Source organism: Crocosphaera sp. Alani8 (assembly GCF_038442745.1).
In the GTDB taxonomy this organism is placed as follows: domain Bacteria; phylum Cyanobacteriota; class Cyanobacteriia; order Cyanobacteriales; family Microcystaceae; genus Crocosphaera.
Map to the genome: position 1 here is coordinate 1 of NZ_JARVCN010000490.1, position 18620 is coordinate 18620.

Annotated in this window: 22 protein-coding genes; 15 read left to right on the forward strand and 7 right to left on the reverse strand. The window is 37.3% G+C overall.

Annotation, left to right across the window (positions count from 1 at the left end; genetic code table 11):
- Positions 1 to 65: 65 nt before the first annotated feature.
- From P9B04_RS24210 to P9B04_RS24225, 4 genes are all read left to right on the forward strand, one after another.
- Positions 66 to 851 carry a DNA/RNA non-specific endonuclease gene (locus tag P9B04_RS24210; RefSeq protein ID WP_342057513.1) on the forward strand — a complete coding sequence of 262 codons (786 nt, stop codon included), beginning with the start codon at positions 66 to 68 and terminating at the stop codon, positions 849 to 851.
- A 124-nt stretch (positions 852 to 975) separates the two neighbouring features.
- Positions 976 to 2418, forward strand: a complete 1443-nt coding sequence (locus tag P9B04_RS24215) for an EndoU domain-containing protein (RefSeq protein ID WP_342057514.1) — start codon at positions 976 to 978, stop codon at positions 2416 to 2418.
- Positions 2419 to 2655: 237 nt separating this feature from the next.
- A complete protein-coding gene (locus P9B04_RS24220; protein WP_342057515.1) occupies positions 2656 to 3420 on the forward strand; it encodes a class I SAM-dependent methyltransferase in 765 nt (254 codons plus the stop codon).
- Positions 3421 to 3912: 492 nt separating this feature from the next.
- Positions 3913 to 4833 (forward strand): ion channel, encoded by a 921-nt coding sequence (locus tag P9B04_RS24225; RefSeq protein WP_342057516.1) that lies wholly within the window; start codon positions 3913 to 3915, stop codon positions 4831 to 4833.
- Positions 4834 to 4896: 63 nt separating this feature from the next.
- On the opposite strand, the gene P9B04_RS24230 is transcribed toward P9B04_RS24225, so the two are convergent.
- The 3 genes from P9B04_RS24230 to P9B04_RS24240 form a co-directional block, all read right to left on the reverse strand.
- Positions 4897 to 5055 carry a hypothetical protein gene (locus P9B04_RS24230; RefSeq protein ID WP_342057517.1) on the reverse strand — a complete coding sequence of 53 codons (159 nt, stop codon included), beginning with the start codon at positions 5053 to 5055 and terminating at the stop codon, positions 4897 to 4899.
- A 126-nt stretch (positions 5056 to 5181) separates the two neighbouring features.
- Positions 5182 to 6123 (reverse strand): 2-keto-4-pentenoate hydratase, encoded by a 942-nt coding sequence (locus P9B04_RS24235; RefSeq protein WP_342057518.1) that lies wholly within the window; start codon positions 6121 to 6123, stop codon positions 5182 to 5184.
- Between the two features lie 75 nt (positions 6124 to 6198).
- Positions 6199 to 6360, reverse strand: a complete 162-nt coding sequence (locus P9B04_RS24240) for a hypothetical protein (protein WP_342057519.1) — start codon at positions 6358 to 6360, stop codon at positions 6199 to 6201.
- 335 nt (positions 6361 to 6695) lie between these two features.
- On the opposite strand from P9B04_RS24240, the gene P9B04_RS24245 reads away from it, so the two are divergent.
- From P9B04_RS24245 to P9B04_RS24255, 3 genes are all read left to right on the forward strand, one after another.
- On the forward strand, positions 6696 to 7193 hold the full coding sequence (locus P9B04_RS24245) for a 2TM domain-containing protein (RefSeq protein WP_342057520.1): 498 nt from the start codon (positions 6696 to 6698) through the stop codon (positions 7191 to 7193).
- 175 nt (positions 7194 to 7368) lie between these two features.
- Positions 7369 to 8766 carry a YcjF family protein gene (locus P9B04_RS24250; protein ID WP_342057521.1) on the forward strand — a complete coding sequence of 466 codons (1398 nt, stop codon included), beginning with the start codon at positions 7369 to 7371 and terminating at the stop codon, positions 8764 to 8766.
- Positions 8767 to 8916: 150 nt separating this feature from the next.
- Complete coding sequence (locus tag P9B04_RS24255; protein WP_342057522.1) at positions 8917 to 10362, forward strand: MFS transporter; 1446 nt, start codon at positions 8917 to 8919, stop codon at positions 10360 to 10362.
- 87 nt (positions 10363 to 10449) lie between these two features.
- On the opposite strand, the gene P9B04_RS24260 is transcribed toward P9B04_RS24255, so the two are convergent.
- The gene (locus tag P9B04_RS24260; protein ID WP_342057523.1) at positions 10450 to 10635 is read right to left on the reverse strand and encodes an acetylglutamate kinase; all 186 of its coding nucleotides are present in this window, start codon (positions 10633 to 10635) and stop codon (positions 10450 to 10452) included.
- 480 nt (positions 10636 to 11115) lie between these two features.
- Between P9B04_RS24260 and P9B04_RS24265 the strand changes: the two genes are divergently transcribed.
- The 3 genes from P9B04_RS24265 (at position 11116) to ispF (ending at position 14776) form a co-directional block, all read left to right on the forward strand.
- Positions 11116 to 11466: an STAS domain-containing protein gene (locus P9B04_RS24265; protein WP_342057524.1), complete on the forward strand. Its 351-nt coding sequence runs from the start codon at positions 11116 to 11118 to the stop codon at positions 11464 to 11466.
- Between the two features lie 98 nt (positions 11467 to 11564).
- Complete coding sequence (locus P9B04_RS24270; protein WP_342057525.1) at positions 11565 to 14141, forward strand: TIGR03960 family B12-binding radical SAM protein; 2577 nt, start codon at positions 11565 to 11567, stop codon at positions 14139 to 14141.
- Between the two features lie 155 nt (positions 14142 to 14296).
- Positions 14297 to 14776 (forward strand): 2-C-methyl-D-erythritol 2,4-cyclodiphosphate synthase, encoded by a 480-nt coding sequence (ispF, locus tag P9B04_RS24275; RefSeq protein ID WP_342057526.1) that lies wholly within the window; start codon positions 14297 to 14299, stop codon positions 14774 to 14776.
- Here the strand turns inward: ispF and P9B04_RS24280 are convergent.
- Positions 14766 to 15323: a (2Fe-2S) ferredoxin domain-containing protein gene (locus P9B04_RS24280; RefSeq protein WP_342057527.1), complete on the reverse strand. Its 558-nt coding sequence runs from the start codon at positions 15321 to 15323 to the stop codon at positions 14766 to 14768. The genes ispF and P9B04_RS24280 overlap by 11 nt on opposite strands.
- Positions 15324 to 15366: 43 nt before the next feature.
- Positions 15367 to 15552 carry an Asr1405/Asl0597 family protein gene (locus P9B04_RS24285; protein ID WP_342057533.1) on the reverse strand — a complete coding sequence of 62 codons (186 nt, stop codon included), beginning with the start codon at positions 15550 to 15552 and terminating at the stop codon, positions 15367 to 15369.
- Here P9B04_RS24285 and P9B04_RS24290 point away from each other — a divergent pair.
- Positions 15477 to 15662, forward strand: a complete 186-nt coding sequence (locus P9B04_RS24290) for a hypothetical protein (protein ID WP_342057534.1) — start codon at positions 15477 to 15479, stop codon at positions 15660 to 15662. The genes P9B04_RS24285 and P9B04_RS24290 overlap by 76 nt on opposite strands.
- 205 nt (positions 15663 to 15867) lie before the next feature.
- Positions 15868 to 16419 carry a Dps family protein gene (locus P9B04_RS24295; protein ID WP_342057528.1) on the forward strand — a complete coding sequence of 184 codons (552 nt, stop codon included), beginning with the start codon at positions 15868 to 15870 and terminating at the stop codon, positions 16417 to 16419.
- Positions 16420 to 16511: 92 nt separating this feature from the next.
- Here the strand turns inward: P9B04_RS24295 and P9B04_RS24300 are convergent, their stop codons facing one another.
- A complete protein-coding gene (locus tag P9B04_RS24300) occupies positions 16512 to 16838 on the reverse strand; it encodes a septal ring lytic transglycosylase RlpA family protein (RefSeq protein ID WP_342057529.1) in 327 nt (108 codons plus the stop codon).
- A 319-nt stretch (positions 16839 to 17157) separates the two neighbouring features.
- On the opposite strand from P9B04_RS24300, the gene P9B04_RS24305 reads away from it, so the two are divergent.
- The 3 genes from P9B04_RS24305 to P9B04_RS24315 form a co-directional block, all read left to right on the forward strand.
- Positions 17158 to 17745: a tetratricopeptide repeat protein gene (locus tag P9B04_RS24305; protein ID WP_342057530.1), complete on the forward strand. Its 588-nt coding sequence runs from the start codon at positions 17158 to 17160 to the stop codon at positions 17743 to 17745.
- Positions 17746 to 17839: 94 nt separating this feature from the next.
- Positions 17840 to 18037, forward strand: coding sequence for a heavy-metal-associated domain-containing protein (locus tag P9B04_RS24310; protein WP_342057531.1), 198 nt, complete (start codon positions 17840 to 17842; stop codon positions 18035 to 18037).
- Between the two features lie 225 nt (positions 18038 to 18262).
- On the forward strand, positions 18263 to 18620 hold a 358-nt coding region (locus P9B04_RS24315; RefSeq protein WP_342057532.1), incomplete at its 3' end, for an SDR family NAD(P)-dependent oxidoreductase.

The window sequence follows — 18620 nt, forward strand, 5'->3', positions numbered from 1 at the left end:
TGTTTGGCCTAAGTTTTCGCAGCGAGTGACCCCTGGCTTTTTGAGAAGATACGTTGCGTGACAATATGATTCTTGATTATCTTAATTATTCGGTAGTCATGAATCAACAAACACGACAAGCTTTATATTCTGCCGGAAATGCTCTTTTTAGAAATAATGGTAAAGGGAGAAGATTTAGAACTGACTCTAGAATTGCTTCTTCTCAGCAGTTAAATAACATATATTATAAAGATTTGGATGAGGTAGAAAATCCTTATGATCGAGGCCATTTAATGCGAAGAAAGGCAGTGGCATGGGGAAGAACTGAAAAATTGGCTAATGACGCGAGTAGAGACTCCTGTTATTTTACTAATATTTCTCTACAACACAAAAATTTCAATCAAGACGAATGGAATGCTCTAGAGAGAGCGATTGAAGAACTGAATAATGATTTAGACGATAAGTTTAACATTTTTACGGGGCCGCTATTCACTCCAATGGATCGACTGATTATTCCTACGCCAGAATTGGAACCTGCTAGAGTCCCTTCTGGTTTTTGGAAAATCATATCTTATATAGGCAAAAATTCTAAACAGATTGAGTCGGAGGCTTTCATTGTCTGGCAAGATGATCTGGCTATAAGTGCAATGAATCAAGTCCGTGGTAATCGAGAAATTAACCCATTTGAAATCTATCAAACATCGACAACGATGGTAGAAAACCTGACGGGTCTAATTTTTCCCGAAATTCTGTTTGATTCTAATCCAATGTTTTTCTTTGAAAGTGAAACTACTCGTGATAAAGGAATAACCACTCCTCAGTTAAATCGCATAACATCAGGGACAGTCAACAATATTATTTTTTCGCAATAACAGCAAGTTGAGAGGAGCTATTCTAAATTTAAGTTAACACTAACTACCTTTCTTTGGTGATTTAATTGTAGTATCGATTTTTTGGCAATCACTGTTCACTAATTGTAATAGTTAAGGAAAAGCTATGTTGTCTCTATTTAAGAATGGCTATTTTTACTTAAGTCGTGTAGTGATCGCGCTAATTGGAGTTTTAAGTTTAACGTGGTTTGTAATTTGTTCCCCTAGCTATGCACAAACGTTTTTCCCAGAACCTCGCATTTTTGAAGTTAATCAAGTTTGTCAAGCAGTTTCTTCGATTAAAAATGGAACTTCTCCCGTTTCTGTGAATTCCGGTGAGTTATTTACAGTCTTGGGGGAAAACAAAATACCAGGTGGCACTCATGCCTTTATTAGAATTGGAGGACAACAGAAATGGTTACCTCTTAGTTGTGGAAACTATCAAGGAATTGCCCCTCCTCCTCCTGTTCCTCCCTCACCACCTCAGAGCAATTTCGCTCCTTTTTTTGATACAGAGGATAACCCTGTTCCCAATAACATCGGTATTGCCGATGCCACTCCTATTCCTCCAACGTTAGATGAGTTTGATTTAGCTGTTAATGAGGTATGTGGGCCCCCTGGAAAATTAGTTGAACCCGCCGAATTTGAATCCCTGATGGAAAAATTTCCCACTGTTCTCCAGGATATACAAACTTTTACTGGAAATCGTGTTTTTGGGAATGAACCTCCTATTACTGAATCTCAACTTTATTTAGAGCGTTTAACCAAAGCTTGGTTTGGGCGAGAAGGATTCAATCACATTTTCTGTGGAGAACCAGACGGTAGAAAAATAGGTGGTTTACATTTTGTTGGTCGTTATTTGGATCTACAAGAGAAGGGATTAGCTGGAATGTTGGATGCTGTTGAAGTTGTACCTGGGAGTATTTTTACTATAGGAGTAGAAATGCAAGTGGGAAACAGTCGAGTGAGTTCTCCTGTTAAAGGATATGCTTATACTCTGAGTGCCTCTGACATCCTTAAATTCGCTACTCGTGCCTTTGCAGATAATCCTACTGATAGTGAAGGAAGAGTCGGTTGTATTTTAAAAATAACGGATGATGGTCAAACCTTTGATAATCTTTTTGCTCCTAGAGCTAGTGGTATCCGAACTTTCTTCCCAGATGCTACCCCCAACTTCAGTGAAGGAATATGTAATATTAATGTAGCTGATTTAGAACCTACGCCAACTCCCTTGATACCTCCAAGAAAGGTTGATATCGCAGAAATTGGTACAGGTACTACCTTACCTGGTTCTACCAATTGGCAGCTACATTCAGATGGAATTAGCCTTTTTGTTGATATAGACACCCTCAATGCCGACTTTAGTGAAATCCCTATCTACTTCCCGGTCCTGGAAGGGCGAGCCAATTCTGATACTATTCTAGAATTGATTTCTACTTCTGATAGTACAGAAGGAGGATTTCGAGTGTATGTCCGTTCTAGCGATGGAAATTCAATTACTCCGCAATTAGCAAATGAAAACGAGTGGCATATTAATTGGATTGGTGTTGTCACTAAACCCCTTGATTAAATAGTTACCAGGTCTTCACCCTTGAAGGCAGAGGTACGATCCTAGCGTCGGCTTCCGGCGCTAGGATGCGCACACCGAAGGGTAAGGCAGGAAACTTCCTGCGTATTCGATGAGACAGAAAGAAATTCCTTTTAAAAGAAGAATTGTCTTTAGTTACTGGTTTGAATTTTAATTTTATTCATTAGCATAATTAAATAATATATGATAATTAAGTTGACAAAAATTAGCCATACATTTTTGAACTATTTTGTAGCAACCTTGATAGGAGAAAAAAATCTGAAATGGTATGAATCAATAGACTGGGAACAAGAAATTACTCATTTTCAACGGCCATTATTTACCTATCCTTCTTATTACACGTCAGTTAATTATCATGGAATCCCCCAAGGTTATCTTAATTCCATTGCCGCTATTACTTATGATATCATAACCCCCTTGGCAACCTTGCCTTATGAACAATGGATACGCCAATGTTTATTGAATGAAATTACCATCAAACCAAAGAAAGTTATAGATTTAGGCTGTGGAACTGGTTCCAATACCATAAAATTAAAACAAATGTTTCCAGAAGCCTTAGTGACTGGCTTAGATTTATCTCCCTATATGTTAATAATGGCTCAGAAAAAAGCAGAAGATAAAAATCTACAAATACAATGGATACATGGATTAGCAGAAGCTACGGAAATGTTAACAAATTCCTACGATTTAATTACCCTCTCTTTACTATTGCATGAAACCCCTAATTTTATTTCTCAACTAATTATCAAAGAAAGTTTTAGATTACTTAAACCCCAAGGACAATTGATTATCTTAGATGCCAATCAAAAAAGATTAAAACATCTTCAATTGCTCATTAAACTATTTAGAGAACCTTATTCAGCTATTTATGCTCAAGGCAATATCAAACAATGGTTAAAAAATGTAGGATTTCTAAAGATTACTGCTAAACCAGTTTGGGGAATTTATCAAGTTACCTCCACGTATAAACCAGAAATATTTTGATTAAGTATCAAAAAAATGTAGTGTATCAATGGTTGATACTCTCACCGTTAAGCTACGCTGTAAGGGGAGATTTTTGCTTCTTTTTCTTTGAGTAAATGAGCATAATCAATTACGGTGCGTCTTTGAGTTACTTTGGCCATACGCCATACTTGATTTTATCTCCGAGTGATCGTAATACCAAATCCTGTTCTAAAACCCATCTTATCTTCTAGAAGAGGCAGGAGGCAGAGGTGTGATCCAAGCCGATTCTCACCGTCGAAGACGCGGCGGTAGCCACCCGCATCTTTAAGCGCACCTTCGAGGGTTTTCAGGTTTTAAGCTATCAATTTAAAAAAGGGTTAACAAGAGCGGGTCTTGCCATTTGTTCTTGAACGCAAATTTCTAATTTATTAGAGCTTGTTCATATTCTATTGATGTACCCAGACAAAAAACATCAATTGAGCTACCATATTTAAAAATTTAATTTGTTCTCATTTTATAGGTTTATTATTAATGCTTCCCTTTCCACCTTTTCGTAAACGGAAATATTCTCGTCAAAAACCCCGTTCTGGTTATTCGTCTAACCAATTTTGGATTAAGTTTAATATTGAAGGTTTAGATGCTTGGTATCATCACTGGCGAGAACCTTATCATTTACTATTAAATATTCCTTGGAAATATTTTATTATTTTAATGTCCATTTTTTACTTTGTTCTAAATGGGGGTTTCGCTTTAGCTTATTTATTCGGTATAGAAGGGATAGAAAACGCTGTTAAGGGTTCTTTTGGTGAAGCTTTCTTCTTTAGTGTTCATACATTTTCTACCATTGGTTACGGGAATATGTATCCTACCACTGTTTATACAAATATTCTTGTTACCTTAGAAGCCTTTGTGAGTATTTTAGGCATTGCTTTGATTACAGGTTTAGCGTTTGCTCGTTTTTCTCAATCTAATGCGAAGATTTTATTTTCTGATGTGGTTGTAGTTCTTCCTTATAATAATGTCCCAACTCTTATGCTGAGAGTCTCTAATCAACGCAGAAACTATATTCTTGAAGCCAAAATTCGTTTATATTTAATGTGGGATGAAGTTAGTAAAGAAGGTAATTTTTTCCGTAGAGTTCACGAATTGAAATTACTTAGAGACTATAGCCCAACTTTAGCAATGACGTGGACAGTTATGCACACCATCGATGAAAACAGCCCTTTATATGAGGTAGACATCGATACTTTAAAAAGAAAAAAAGCCCTGTTATTAACTTCCTTATCTGGCATTGATGAATCTATCGACCAAACTATGTATGCTCGTTCTTCCTACGGTTTTCAAGATATACTTTGGGATCATCAATTTCAAGATGTTATCTATCATACTACTGATGGTCATCGTTATATTGATTTATCCTTTTTCCATCAGACTAAGCCTATTGATTCGTAACTCTCTCGATAATTTTGCCAGATTTAAGTCCCATGAGAACCATATTTTCCAGAGAGATTTCTATTAATCATCGTTATTTTTATCCTCTTTAAACAAGATCTGGTCTTGGCGAGGTTTCCTCGCCGAGCTTCCTTGTTCAATATCTTTAATTAAATACTGTAACATAGCATCAGCACCAGTTAAAGATAAGTAATTTTCGTAAATTTTCTTTCGAGTATTCACAATATTTTTGTGATAGTTTGTATAATTTAGAAAAATTAAAGAGGTAAAATTTTCCTGATTCTCTCATCAAAAAAAATTTAACTCCTAACACCTAAATCAGGTCAGCTAGTTATAATACTTTTTTGGCTACTGATTAATTTGTTCAAAACTAACCATTATTTTTCTTACTTCGTCGTTCTCTAAACTAGTATATTGAGCAGTAATCATTTTTTGTGTTTCTATAGGAATCAAGGGGGTAATACTTCCCAAAGATAATAAATCACCTTTTTTTAGTGTTTTATCTTGAGTTTTTAATTCTTCTTTAATCCAAAATACTACATTTAAAGGATCACCTAACAAAGTATTACTATTACCTTGACCAATTATTTTTCCTGACTCATCTCTTAAGGTAACAGAAATATTTTTAAGACTATTTGTTGTGGCTGTTTGTTGATTTAACTTTATAAAATCACCCACTATGCCAAACCTAGCACCTACATTGATTGCTGTCAACATTGCTCCATTAACTTTGATATTTTCATCATAAACTAAATCAGGTAGTTCCAGAAAAGGGATAACTGCATCTAAGTATTTTAATGTTTCTTGAGGTGTGGTTGCTTCATTAATTTTCTCACTAGAAACTCTAACCATTAGATCTCCCTCTATCATGGGTTGAGCTCCAAAATTAGGAGAAATAGTGCTTCCTGATGGCAACAACATCTTTTCTAAGAGTATTCCTAATAATGGTTGATTAACATTAAATTTTTTCTGTGATCTTGGATTAGTTAATGCAGCTTTATAACCAATAATTTTACCTTGAGAAGAACTTAAAATATTAATAACTTCTTCTTGTATTATTTTTGCTTCCTCAGATTTTAAATTATCATCAAATTCTATTATAGTTTGTTTATTTAAGTAAGCATTAACAATTTTTGTAACAATGCTTTTGATATCGAGATGAGATATCTCACTTAGCAATAAAGCTCGTTTATCATTATTTGTATTGTCATAAAAATTCCCTCCCACAGCAACACTGAGCGAAGGAAAGAAAAGAAGAAATGGTATGAATAATAAAGTTATTTTTTTCATTTTTAGGAAGAGGCAACACTTTTGACTTCTTGCATTAAGTCTGATGGGTAACTGTCAGACTTTAATGCAAATATTTTAGGCATATTGGTTTAAAATTTCTTTCAATTTTGTAATTTCAGCGAAAATATCCTCTAATCCATCCTTTAAGATCTTATTTTCTTCTTCTATTCCTTGCTGGTTTTCAATAAATGGTTCAGCTTTTACAATTTGATGAACTCTGTCTTGTTGTGTATTCATTTGGACTTCTCCCTGTAATTTTTTTGTTTTTGCGAACTGAACACCATCAGTATGTCAAAAATATCAAGCAGAAAAAATCCCTATTTGTTCAGGAAAGTTCAGGAATTGTTCAGATCAGTCCCAGGAAACTGCTTGATTGTCCGTGACGAAATGGTTAACCACCCTATTTGTCATGGATAACTATAAAATTTTACTTTAATCACAAGCACAAGAGAGCCAAAACACTGAAAAATTCGGCATAATATAATAGGAGCAGCTTGATTAAGATCCCTTCGATCTTACGATTGCAGCGATTCAAACCCTTTGGTCAGTTACCACCGAGTTACATAAGATATATGTCTGCTTCTGACTCACAACCGCCTCAATCCTACCGTAAAGAGGAAGTTCAAGAAATTTTACATTTGGCTATTGCTCGCAAAACCGAGGTTGAAGAATTGTCTCGTACTCAACTTTGGGAAATTGCAGCAGAATTAGATATTGATACCGATGTTTTACAATTAGCTGAAAAAGATTGGCTATTACAAAAACAACGTCAAGAAAAAAAGGATGAATTTAATCAACATCGCAGAAGACAACTTAAACAGAAATTTATCCGCTACACTATTGTCAATTTTTTTCTTATGTTACTGAATTTCTTGGCGATAGGAACCCTATCTTGGTCATTATATGTGTTAATTATTTTAGGACTTCCCCTGACTTTAGATACTTTTAAAATATTCCAAACAGAAGGAGAAGAATACGAAAAGGCTTTTCAACAATGGTATTTAAAAAAAGAAATCAAAGCTTCGGTTTCTAGTGTTTGGAATCGCATTAAGACCACTTGGCTTTCTTAAAGTTACCCACTTATTAATATATAGCAATTGATGTTTCTTCGTCTATATATTCTTTCAAACCTGCAAACAAAACCTATTGCTGGCCGTACTTGGGAAGCTGTAAGCTAATTGAAAAAGTACCCTAAAAAGAGTAGAATCAAGTCAAGGAAAATTAGGGCAACTTTGAGGGGGAACAATGACAGTTAAGGTAAAAAAACCCATTCTCGTCGCAGGTTTAGGACTTTCTTTCTTATTATGGTTAGGGGAAGCTCTCCAGGAACAAGCCATCGCTATAGGAGAATGGAGCCTTTTGAGTCTGATGGCCATTGGTACAGGGGTCTGGTGGTGGCAAAAAAAACAGCCCCAAAAACAAATTTATCAACCTCTTTCGCCCCTAAGTATAACAGAGGTTAACCAAGCAATTTTTGATATCAAAAAAGTATTAAACGTAATTAAAAAAGAAGACCCAGAATGTAACTTATTAGAGCTAGAAAATCAAGCAGAAAATTTACCAGAAAAGCTAAACGATAAATCAATATCTGTAGGAATAGTAAGTGATTGTAGTACGGTAACAAGTAGCTTAAATAAACTTTTAATAGATCAAGAAAACAGGCTCAAAGAAACTAAATTCTTAAAATCATCTAACCTTGAGAATGTAAATTACGACGCAGACCTAATCATTTTTTTGATGAACACAGATTTGAGCGAAACTCAGTGGCAAGTCATACAAAAATTTCACGAAAATCATCAACGTTGCTTAATTGCTGTGGACGAGTCTGAGCAGCACAATTCAGAAGAAAAAGAAATCATTTTACAACAAATAAGACAAAGGGTTAAAAGTCTCATTCCTGGAGATGCTGTAATAGGAATTATTTCTCAACCAAATTCTTTAAAAGTTCGTCAATACCAAGACAATAACTCCTATCAAGAATGGACTGAGAAAAAACCTCCTAATATTTCATCTTTGACAAACAGAATAGAATTAATCGTTAGTCAAGAAAGAGAACAATTAATTTGGGGAAAAGTGTGGCGTGCAGCCCAACAAGTTAAACAACAAGCCAAACAAATTTTAAATAAAATTAGACTAAAGCGCGCTTTACCTATGATGGAAAAATATCAATGGATAGCGGCAGCTACCGCTTTTGCTAACCCTGTTGCGTCCTTAGATTTATTAGCGACAGTCGCGATAAACACTCAAATGGTAGCAGATTTAAGCAATATTTATCAGCAAAAATTCACCCTCTCCCAAGCACAAGTCGCAGCAGGGAGCATTGGCAAACTCATGTTAAAACTAGGATTAGTAGAGTTGTCAACCCATGCAATTAGCGGTTTACTCAAAAGCAACGCCATAACTTATGTAGCAGGGGGAACGGTTCAAGGAATTAGTGCTGCCTACTTAACCCGTGTCGCTGGTTTAAGTTTAGTTGAGTATTTTCAGGAACAGGACATTAGCATTGATAACAATCAAACTATAGATGTAGAAAAGCTATCTAAAAAAATCAAACAAGTGTTCGAGCAAACAAAACGAACACAAACTCTACAGAGCTTTGTAAAACAAACCATTCCTAAACTATCGTCTGTGGAAAACATTTAGAATATAACAGTGGAAAAACGAGTTAGGGTACTCCCAATATTTTTAATAGCTCTTGTAGGGGAACTAGGAATTCTAGCTTAACCCTCCAACCATAATGTGTGATGGCGCGATCGATTGTTTTGCGTGTGAAAAAAAAATTAACAGTAAATTATGACCGTTTCTGATTCTGAAACCACTCCAACCCCTATTAACAAAACCCCAGATGTTACCAGTCAAGAGGAATCTATGGATCTTTCCAATAGTTCCAAAAAGTCTCCCCGTCAAGGTTTTGCTCCAGTATTAGAGAATCCTCAATTTTTAGTTCTTTGGATAGGACAAATATTTTCTCAATTAGCAGACAAAGTTTATTTAGTATTGATGATCGCTTTTATTGCCGGTCATTTTCAGGGGGAAAATCAACCTATTAGTGGTTGGGTATCAGCGATCATGATTGCTTTTACCATTCCGGCAGTTTTCTTTGGTTCATTGGCCGGAGTATATGTCGATCGCTGGTCGAAAAAAGGGGTATTAGTAATTTCTAACTTTGTTCGTGCAGCCCTTGTGTTCATTATTCCTCCCCTACTCTGGCTATGTCAGGAAGATTCCTTTACCTTAAGTATGACTTGGCTGCCTCAGTGGTTGCGGGTTGAACAATATCAAACCCAAGAACCCTTTTTATTACCATTAGGTTTTATTGTTCTCTTCACCTTGACCCTAATAGATTCTACCATTACTCAATTTTTCGCCCCGGCAGAGCAAGCTACCATTCCCCTACTAGTCAAACGTCGTCACCTATTATCGGCTAATTCCCTGTTCACTACCACCATGATGGCTATGACAATTGTTGGTTTTGCCATAGGTGATCCTTTACTGGAAGTTGCTTCCCATTTTGCCGAAAATCTGGGTTTTTCCTGGGAAGAAGGTAAAGCCTTTTTAGTAGGAGCTTCTTATTTTATTGCTGGTTTAGTGCTTATATTCTTAAAAACAGGAGAAAAACAACAAAAACGGGAAAAAGAACAGCCCCACGTCCTCGAAGATATTAAAGACGGTATTCGTTATTTAAAGGCTAATCATCGGGTTCGTAATGCTTTACTTCAATTAGTAATTTTATTTTGTATTTTTGCCGCCCTATCGGTTTTAGCAGTTCGTATGGCGGAAACTATTCCAGGAATGAAGGCCGAAAAATTTGGCTTTTTATTAGCCACTGGTGGCTTAGGGATGGGTTGTGGTGCTACAGTTTTAGGGAATTGGGGACAAAAATTCCGTAATAATCAGTTGGGTTTATGGGGAGCAATGGGAATGGCTGTTTCCTTAGTGGGTTTATCATTATCTACCAGTAGTTTGTGGTTAACCCTACTGATGATCACATTTTTAGGAGTATTCGCCGCCTTTGTTGGGGTCCCCATGCAAACCATTATCCAAGCAGAAACCCCTGTGGATATGCGTGGTAAAGTTTTTGGCTTGCAAAACAACGCAGTTAACATTGCCTTGTCTTTACCCTTAGCGTTGGCTGGTATTGCTGAAACTTTATTTGGTCTACAACCAGTTTTACTGAGCTTAGGAATTATGGCTATTGCTGGTGGACTTTTAACTTGGTTCATGGGGATGAAAGAATAAAACAGACTAGGCTAATCGAATTTGCCCCACAGCCCCTCTCCACTGCCATCGGTTAAAATGGGATGGCTTTCTCTCGCTCACAGTTTTTTAGGTAAAACGAATTCGCCCTTCATCCATCTCTGACATTAATAATTCCAAAGCTTCATAGTCCACATCAGAAATATAACCAGTACGGGTTAACTCATGGTTAATAGCCATCTCGATTTCTGGGGTCAATCGTTTGAGATGCAACGCTTTTTCGACTAATTGACGAATTAAAGGAGGCCGGTTCACAGATCTTTCTCCGCTCTTGACAACAGGGGATTTTCGGCTAAGTTGGTAGATGTGGAGAATGGTCTTACTTCTACTATTATCAATGACTGATAATTTTTGTGATTTTTTAACAACCGTTATGATCTCTAGTAAACCATTAGTGGGACAGTAATTTTTGTAGCTTGCTTAACTTTTTTTTACAAAAAAACTGATACAATGCTAAACTATTACTCGATCACTTAACAAAGTGATACAAAGGAAGGGCCACATTATGGCTAGATCTGGGTATAATTTCTATATTAATAGACTGAAACTCAACCCTAGCCAAAATAAACAAAAATCATAGCTCGGTCTAAAACATTAACCTTTTATTAAACTAAGATTAATTTCTTGGAAAAACTTATTGAAAGGGTTAAGACTAGAGCCAATTAACAAAAAAGTGATTATAATTTGGTCATACCATAAGTAAACTAATTTTCAACTTGAGGATAGATACTAACGATGGGGAGTCTTTTGACTGATTTAAGGGTGGCTGTTTTTGAACCAAATGGTTACATTACAGCTGCTAATGTAGACAGTTTTCAACAGCAGTTAATGAGTTTTGTTACTAATAACTCTGACGGAAATTTTTTAGTGGATATGCGCCAAGTCGAGTTTATTGACAGTGCGGGACTTATGGCAATTGTATCAGTTTTCCGTGTTGCTCAGGGTCTTAACAAAAAACTGAGTGTTTGCTCTCTATCACCGTCGGTTCGTATCATTTTTGAATTAACTCAGTTAGATAGAGCTTTGGAAATTTACGAAAACCGTCAAACCTACGAGTCATTATTTGACCAAAAAATAGCTGCTTAAAAAATAATAATAATAAAATCAATCATTGGCTTACTCCTCCACACTTCCAGTATATTAGAAAAGCAAGAGACAATAAGGGAAGTGCCGGAGGTTTGTTTGTGGGTATTGCTATTGAGAAACTACTAACCCCAGAGGTTAATAAACCTGCCCGTTATTTGGGCAATGAATTAGGAGCTAAACATAAACCCTGGAACCGGGGAAAAGTACGGTGGGTTTTAACCTACCCAGAGGTTTATGAATTGGGAGCGTCTAATTTAGGTCATATCATTCTCTACAATATTATTAATGCACAGCCCCGTCAACTCTGCGATCGTACCTACTTACCAGCACCAGATTTAGCTCAGAAATTACGAGAAACCCAAACACCCTTATTTGCCCTAGAATCTCGCCGAGTTCTTAAGGATTTCGACATTTTAGGCTTCAACCTCAGTTATGAATTAGGGGCTACTAATATCTTGGAGATGCTAGATTTAGCTCAAATCCCCTTAACCTGGAAAGAAAGAAATTTGGGAGAATATCCTTTAATTTTTGCCGGGGGACAAACCGCCACATCTAACCCCGAACCTTTTGCAGAATTTTTTGATTTTATGGCTCTGGGAGATGGGGAAGAATTATTACCAGAAATCGGTTTAATTATAGAACAAGGGAAGGCCAACAACCTGACTAAAGAATCATTATTATTAGATTTAGCGCAAATTCCAGGAGTTTATGTACCTCGCTTTTATGACATAACCGAAGCAGGAGAAGTCGTCCCCAACCGACCGGATGTACCCCCAAGAATTTTACGCCGTGTGTCCCCTCCTATGCCAGCTTATGCCATTGGTTTAGTGCCGTTTATCGAAACCATTCACGATCGCTTGGTAGTAGAAATAAGAAGAGGTTGCACCAGAGGATGTCGTTTTTGTCAACCAGGAATGTTAACTCGTCCAGCCAGGGATGTGCAACCAGATGATGTCATCGAAACCATCGAACGGGGTATTAGGGAAACAGGGCATAATGAATTTTCATTATTGTCGTTGAGTTGCTCCGACTATTTAGCCCTTCCTGCAGTGGGAACAGAAATTAAAAACCGTCTTAAAGATGAAAATATTACCCTATCTCTACCCAGTCAACGAGTAGACAGGTTTGATAAAAATATTGCCAATATTGTCGGCGGCAACCGTCAGTCAGGGCTAACCTTTGCCCCAGAAGCCGGTACTCAAAGAATGCGAGATGTGATCAATAAAGGGTTAACCAATGAAGAGTTATTGCGAGGGGTGAAAACCGCCGTTGAAGAAGGTTGGGATAAAGTTAAACTCTACTTTATGATTGGCTTACCAGGGGAAACGGATCTCGATGTGTTGGGGATTGTCGAGACAGTACGGTGGTTGCGTCAAGAATGTCGCCTCAAAGGGCGTAAACCCCTGCAATTTACCATTACAGTGTCTAATTTTACCCCGAAACCTCATACACCATTTCAGTGGCATTCTGTTTCCACCGCAGAGTTTAAACGGAAACAGGAGTTATTGAGAGAGGCGTTTCGTAGTCTTAGAGGAGTTAAAGCTAATTATACCGATGTCAAAATCTCTGCTATGGAGGATTTTATCGGTAGAGGCGATCGCCGTTTAGCTCCTGTCATTCGTCGCGCTTGGGAATTAGGTGCGGGGATGGACTCCTGGTGGGAAAATGCTCAAAAAGCTTACGAAGCGTGGGAACAGGCGATCGATGAAGCTGGGTTAAGTTGGAAGTATCGTCAGGTAGAAGAGGGAGAATGGAACGTTTTTCAAGGAAATATAGACCTATACAACGCTCCTTTACCTTGGGATCATATCAATACAGGCATCGACAAAAAATGGTTACAAGAGGATTTACAACAAGCTTTAGAATCAGCAACAGTCCCCGACTGTTCTTTTGACCGTTGTTCCCATTGTGGGGTTTGTGGGGTAGATTTTGGTCATAACGTTGTAGTGCAACCCCCAGCAATTCCTGAATTCACTGGTCATTTCCAGCCCAATCCAGAAAGGTTACAAAGGTTTCGGGTTCATTTTGGCAAAATTGGAGAAATGGCGTTAGTTAGCCACCTTGATTTGGTGAGGTTATTTGATCGAGCGGTGCGTCGTGCAGCCCTGCCAATTTCTTTTACGGGGGGATATCATCCGGGGCCAAGAATTTCTATTGCCAATGCGTTAACTTTGGGTGTAACTAGCAACGGCGAAATTGTCGATTTTGAGTTAACTGAAATGATCGATGTTGATAAGTTTCGTCACGCTTTAGAGGAACAGTTACCCTCAGATCTTCCCGTTTATCAAGTAGAAGAGGTATCGGTTAAGTCTACCTCAGCTACTCGACTATTGGAGGAGGCAGAATATTTAATTACGGTGGAAACTGAGCATATCTTCTCTGAGGAAATTTGGAAAAATTGGCTTGAAAATATCTTAAACAGTTCAGAAATTAACTGGGAAAAAAGAACGAAGTCAGGTAAAAAGAAAACAGTTAATCTCCGAGATCGTTTGTCCCATTTATCCTTAGAATCTTATCAAGATAATAAGGTTATTTTGCAGTACATTGGCAGTTGTCGTAATGATGGCACAATGCTACAACCTCAACAGGTTATTTTGATGTTAGAAAGGATATCTGGGATAGAATTACAGTTAACTAACATTCACCGTCAACGATTAATTTTAGGTGATTCTTAAGTCTAATTTGGTCGTAATGATCGGAATTTTAAGTAAGCTTGGTATAGGTTCAACAACGAGGGATTCTGTCTGTTTATTTTATACACAGAAAAGATATTTATCTTTCTTCCCTTGATATAATTTATACATTGATAAAATCAGTTAGAAATTAACTTATGAACATCCGCATCGGTAACGGTTATGATACTCATCGTTTAGTCTCCGATCGCCCCTTAATTTTGGGTGGTGTCAATATTCCCCATTCTCTGGGATTATTAGGACATAGCGATGCTGATGCGCTCACCCATGCCATTATGGATGCTATGTTAGGAGCATTAAGTTTAGGAGATATTGGCCACTATTTTCCCCCCTCCGATCCAAAATGGTCAGGAGCTGACAGTTTATTACTATTGCAACAAGTAGATCAGTTGATACGGGTGCGGGGTTGGCACGTTGGTAATATTGATTCTGTGATTATTGCTGAAAAACCCAAAATGAAACCCCACTTACGGCCTATGCAGGAAAAGCTTGCTCACTCCCTACAGATCAATCGTGATCAAGTAGGTATCAAAGCAACCACCAACGAAAAGCTAGGCCCAGTGGGGCGAGAAGAGGGTATTTCTGTTTATGCTGTGGTCTTATTGTTTAGGGGTTAAAATGCTTGGTTAATAACTCCTGGACTTGTCCTGGCTTAACTTGACCATAACGGGCTTTATGGGGCATAATCACTAAGCTAGGTCCTTTCTTACACTGTTTTAAACATCCCGTTAACTTAACCTTAACTCGATCCCCTAGTCCCTGTTGTTCTAATTCTTGTTCTAACCGTTGATAGACACTTTTTCCTCCTCGTTTCCAACAGCTAGATTTTTGACAAACGAGAATTTTTCCAACAGGGTTTGACTCGGGTTCTGAGACAATAACCGCATAGGGAATGTCAGGATTTGGTAACAATTTGATCTGGCTGGCTTCTAGTTGAAAAAATCCCTTGCTTTTCTTAAATTCTCGGTTTCCTTCGATTTCTAGCCAGGTTCCAGGAACCATAGTGAGAGGGATTTCTGGGCGTAATTTCTTGGGAATTTTTAACCAATATTCCCTCTCTTCAACTTTGAGCCGTAGATATTTAATTTTGTCACCTTTTTTAATGACAAAACTTTCTAGTTGACCTACTATACGAAATTGTGATGTCGTATTAGTTTTTGACATTATTTTTTATTTAAAATTTTCTTAAATTGATAATCTGAATAATTTAACGTTTGTTAAAATGCCAGCAGTCCTGAAGCCAGTCAATTAATTCCTGACGGGACGCTGAATATTGTTTTGTCACACTCCACAACTGTATTATGGCTGTAGGGTTTGATGCATGAACCTCCAGGGGTTTGTGGGTTTCACAAAAACAAGGAATGTCTAGTTCCTGAAGACGACGGAAGACAATCCAACGATTGCATGAATCGACCTCAACAACTTGCCTGGTTTCAAAAGGGAGATTGGTTAAATTCATGGACTCAAGCAACTGAAGATAATTGTCATTGTTTCTTCACCTAGTGTACCATATAAATGATATAGATTCTCAACTATTTTTCAAAAAAAAATCCCTGCTTAACCCTGGCTAGAACGGACGTAAGACTTTACTTAGTAAGGTTTGGACAAAGGTGAATATTTTTAGACAATTTCACAGAGTCTTGATAAACTACTGCTGAAATGAGTTATTTTAATGATAGAAGTATCGTTCAAAAGGGAATTTACAGACATGGAAACTGCTCAAGGCCTGCTCCGTGCTTTTGGTGAAGTAGGAGAAAACCCAGTTGCATTAGATAAAAGTGTTACTACCCCTGTTTGTGAGGGATTAAATCTACTCATCGCCAGTTTTCAAGCACTTTTTTTACAATACGAAAAACACCATTTTTTGGTAGAAGGCTCAGAATTTTACTCCTTGCACGAGTATTTTAGTGAAAGTTACGAAGAAGCTCGCGAACACGTCCACGATTTAGCAGAACGCTTAAATGGATTAGGTGGAATTCCTGTGGCCAGCTTTAGCAAATTGGCTGAATTATGTTGTTTTGAGCCAGAAAAAGACGGTATGTACGACTGTCGCACAATGGTAGAGAACGACCTAGCAGCAGAGCAGGCTATTATTAAGGTGTTGCGTAGACAAGCAACCCAAGCTGAGAGCTTAGGGGATAGAGCTACTCGTTATCAACTGGAAAAAATATTACTTGAAACTGAAGAGAGAGCTTATCACTTAGATCATTTCTTAGCCAATGATAGTTTAACCGTTGCTTTTGTTGGTAACAGCAACTAATTTAAGATAACCGTAAATATAATTAAAACTAAGCTAGTGACTGATCCCAATCACTAGCTATTTTGTTATTAGGGACTATTATTAAGACTTTATTAATTCAAGACTGTAATTTTAACGGGGATTCTGCCTGATTTTAAGGAACCAATTGTGCTGAAAGCACTTTGGGATAGATCCAGACTACAACGACAGCGATCTACAATACGAACAATAACACTTTTTCCAGTCTTACGATTGGTCACTTTGACTTTTGTGCCAAAAGGTAAACTAGGATGAGCAGCCATCATGGCACTATTACTAAATCGTACCCCTGATGCTGTTTTCTGCCCTTGATAATGAGAAGCATAATAGGTGGCTGTTTGTGCCTGTGCAGGTATAGAGCCTAACGCTATCATAATGATAGATAATAATAAATTTTTCACGGTATACTATTCCTCACCACACGATATCTGTCTCAGCCAATATACCTAGTTATTTTTGTTTTGTCTAGTTGACAAATGGTAGTTTTTGTGCTTAAAAATCAATCAAGTGAGGATATAAGTTTATTTTGACCCTTGTTAATAAAGATAATTTAGTTCAATGTTTAATTTTTTTCGTCAAATTGCCAAATTTTCGCTTTTTAACGGTTCATACATTTTCAGACATAAAAATACTGGGTTTTACTTATCTTCATTGTTAGTTATCGCTTTTATAATCGGTTGTAGTCATCAATCTTCCTCGGTTCCTATTGAGTCCTCGGTAATGATAGTAGATACCGTGGAAATGGTACAGCAAGGCATAGAAAAAACTCGTCAGGGTAACTATGAGGGAGCTTTAAGAGATTTTGAGCAAGTTATTGCGGAAAATCCTCAAGATGTTAACGCTTATTTTAATCGGGGGTTTGTTTACAGCAGTTTGGGTCAATTTGAGGAAGCATTGGCAGATTTCAGCCAAGCATTAGCATTAGACCCACAAATGGGTCAAGCTTATGTTAACCGAGGCAATGTTTATCTACAGCTAGGGGAAGATGAAAAAGCGATCGCAGATTATGAAAAAGCGATAAAAATAAATCCTAATGATGCTTTTGCTCAAAATAACTTAGGATTAGCTCATCTTAACTCAGAAAGCCCAGAATTGGCAAAAATTGACTTTACTGAGGCAGTTACCATCGATCCTATGTACGGAGAAGCCTATTTTAACCGGGGATTGACTTTTGTTGATCTTGGAGAAACCGAAAAAGCGATCGCTGATTTTCAAAAAGCGGCTGACATCTGGGCAAAAATGGGGGAAACCATAGCTGCTGAGGCGGCTTTAGCAGAAATTAATGCTTTAAAAAAAGCGAGTCAATAACTGTTAGTTAAAACAAACTTTTTGTTAAAAAATGCCCACTTAAACTAAGATAAAATTATGATTAAGGGGTAGAATGATGATCAACTAATTTATTATGACCATAACTTTAAAAGTTCCTAGTATTGCTTGCGGTGGTTGTGCTGATGCCATTACTAAAGCTATTACAGGAGAAAAACCAGAGGCGAAAGTATCTGTTGATGTTGATGCAAAAATGGTAACCGTAGACACAGATGAATCCACAGAAATCATTAAAGGGATTATTATCGAAGCGGGTCATACTATCGAAGATTAATAGCCAGATAATAGCAATTCCCATACTGGTTTTGAGTATATAGAACTCAGTTCATTAGTCTGAGGAATGCTATGTAAGCTTTATCTGTTACTCTAAATCTTATCAGAAATTTAGTGCAGTACCCCAACTAATTGTCAAGCGATATAGTTGATACTTCCTAACCTCAAAAACTACCCTTTATACATGGTATTTTAGTCAACTGTTTAGGCGTAGATTCGGAGATTTATGACTCAAATTAAAGATAAAGTTATTTGGCTTACGGGAGCTTCTTCAGGTATTGGAGAAGCTCTGAGCTATCAATTATCTGCCAATGGAGCTAAACTTATTTTATCAGCCCGTAGAGAACAAGAATTACAACGGGTTGCGAATAATTGTATAACTAAATATCAAGCAGAAGTACAAATTTTATCTCTTGATTTAACACAATCTGAGACTTTGGCTGATAAAGCTGATCAAGCTTTTAATTATTATGGAACTATTGATATTTTAATTCATGGCAGTGGTATTACTCAACGCTCCACTGCTGCCGAAACGAAGCTTCTCAAAAAGTCTGGGGGGACTCGCCGAAAGTTAGGGGACAAAG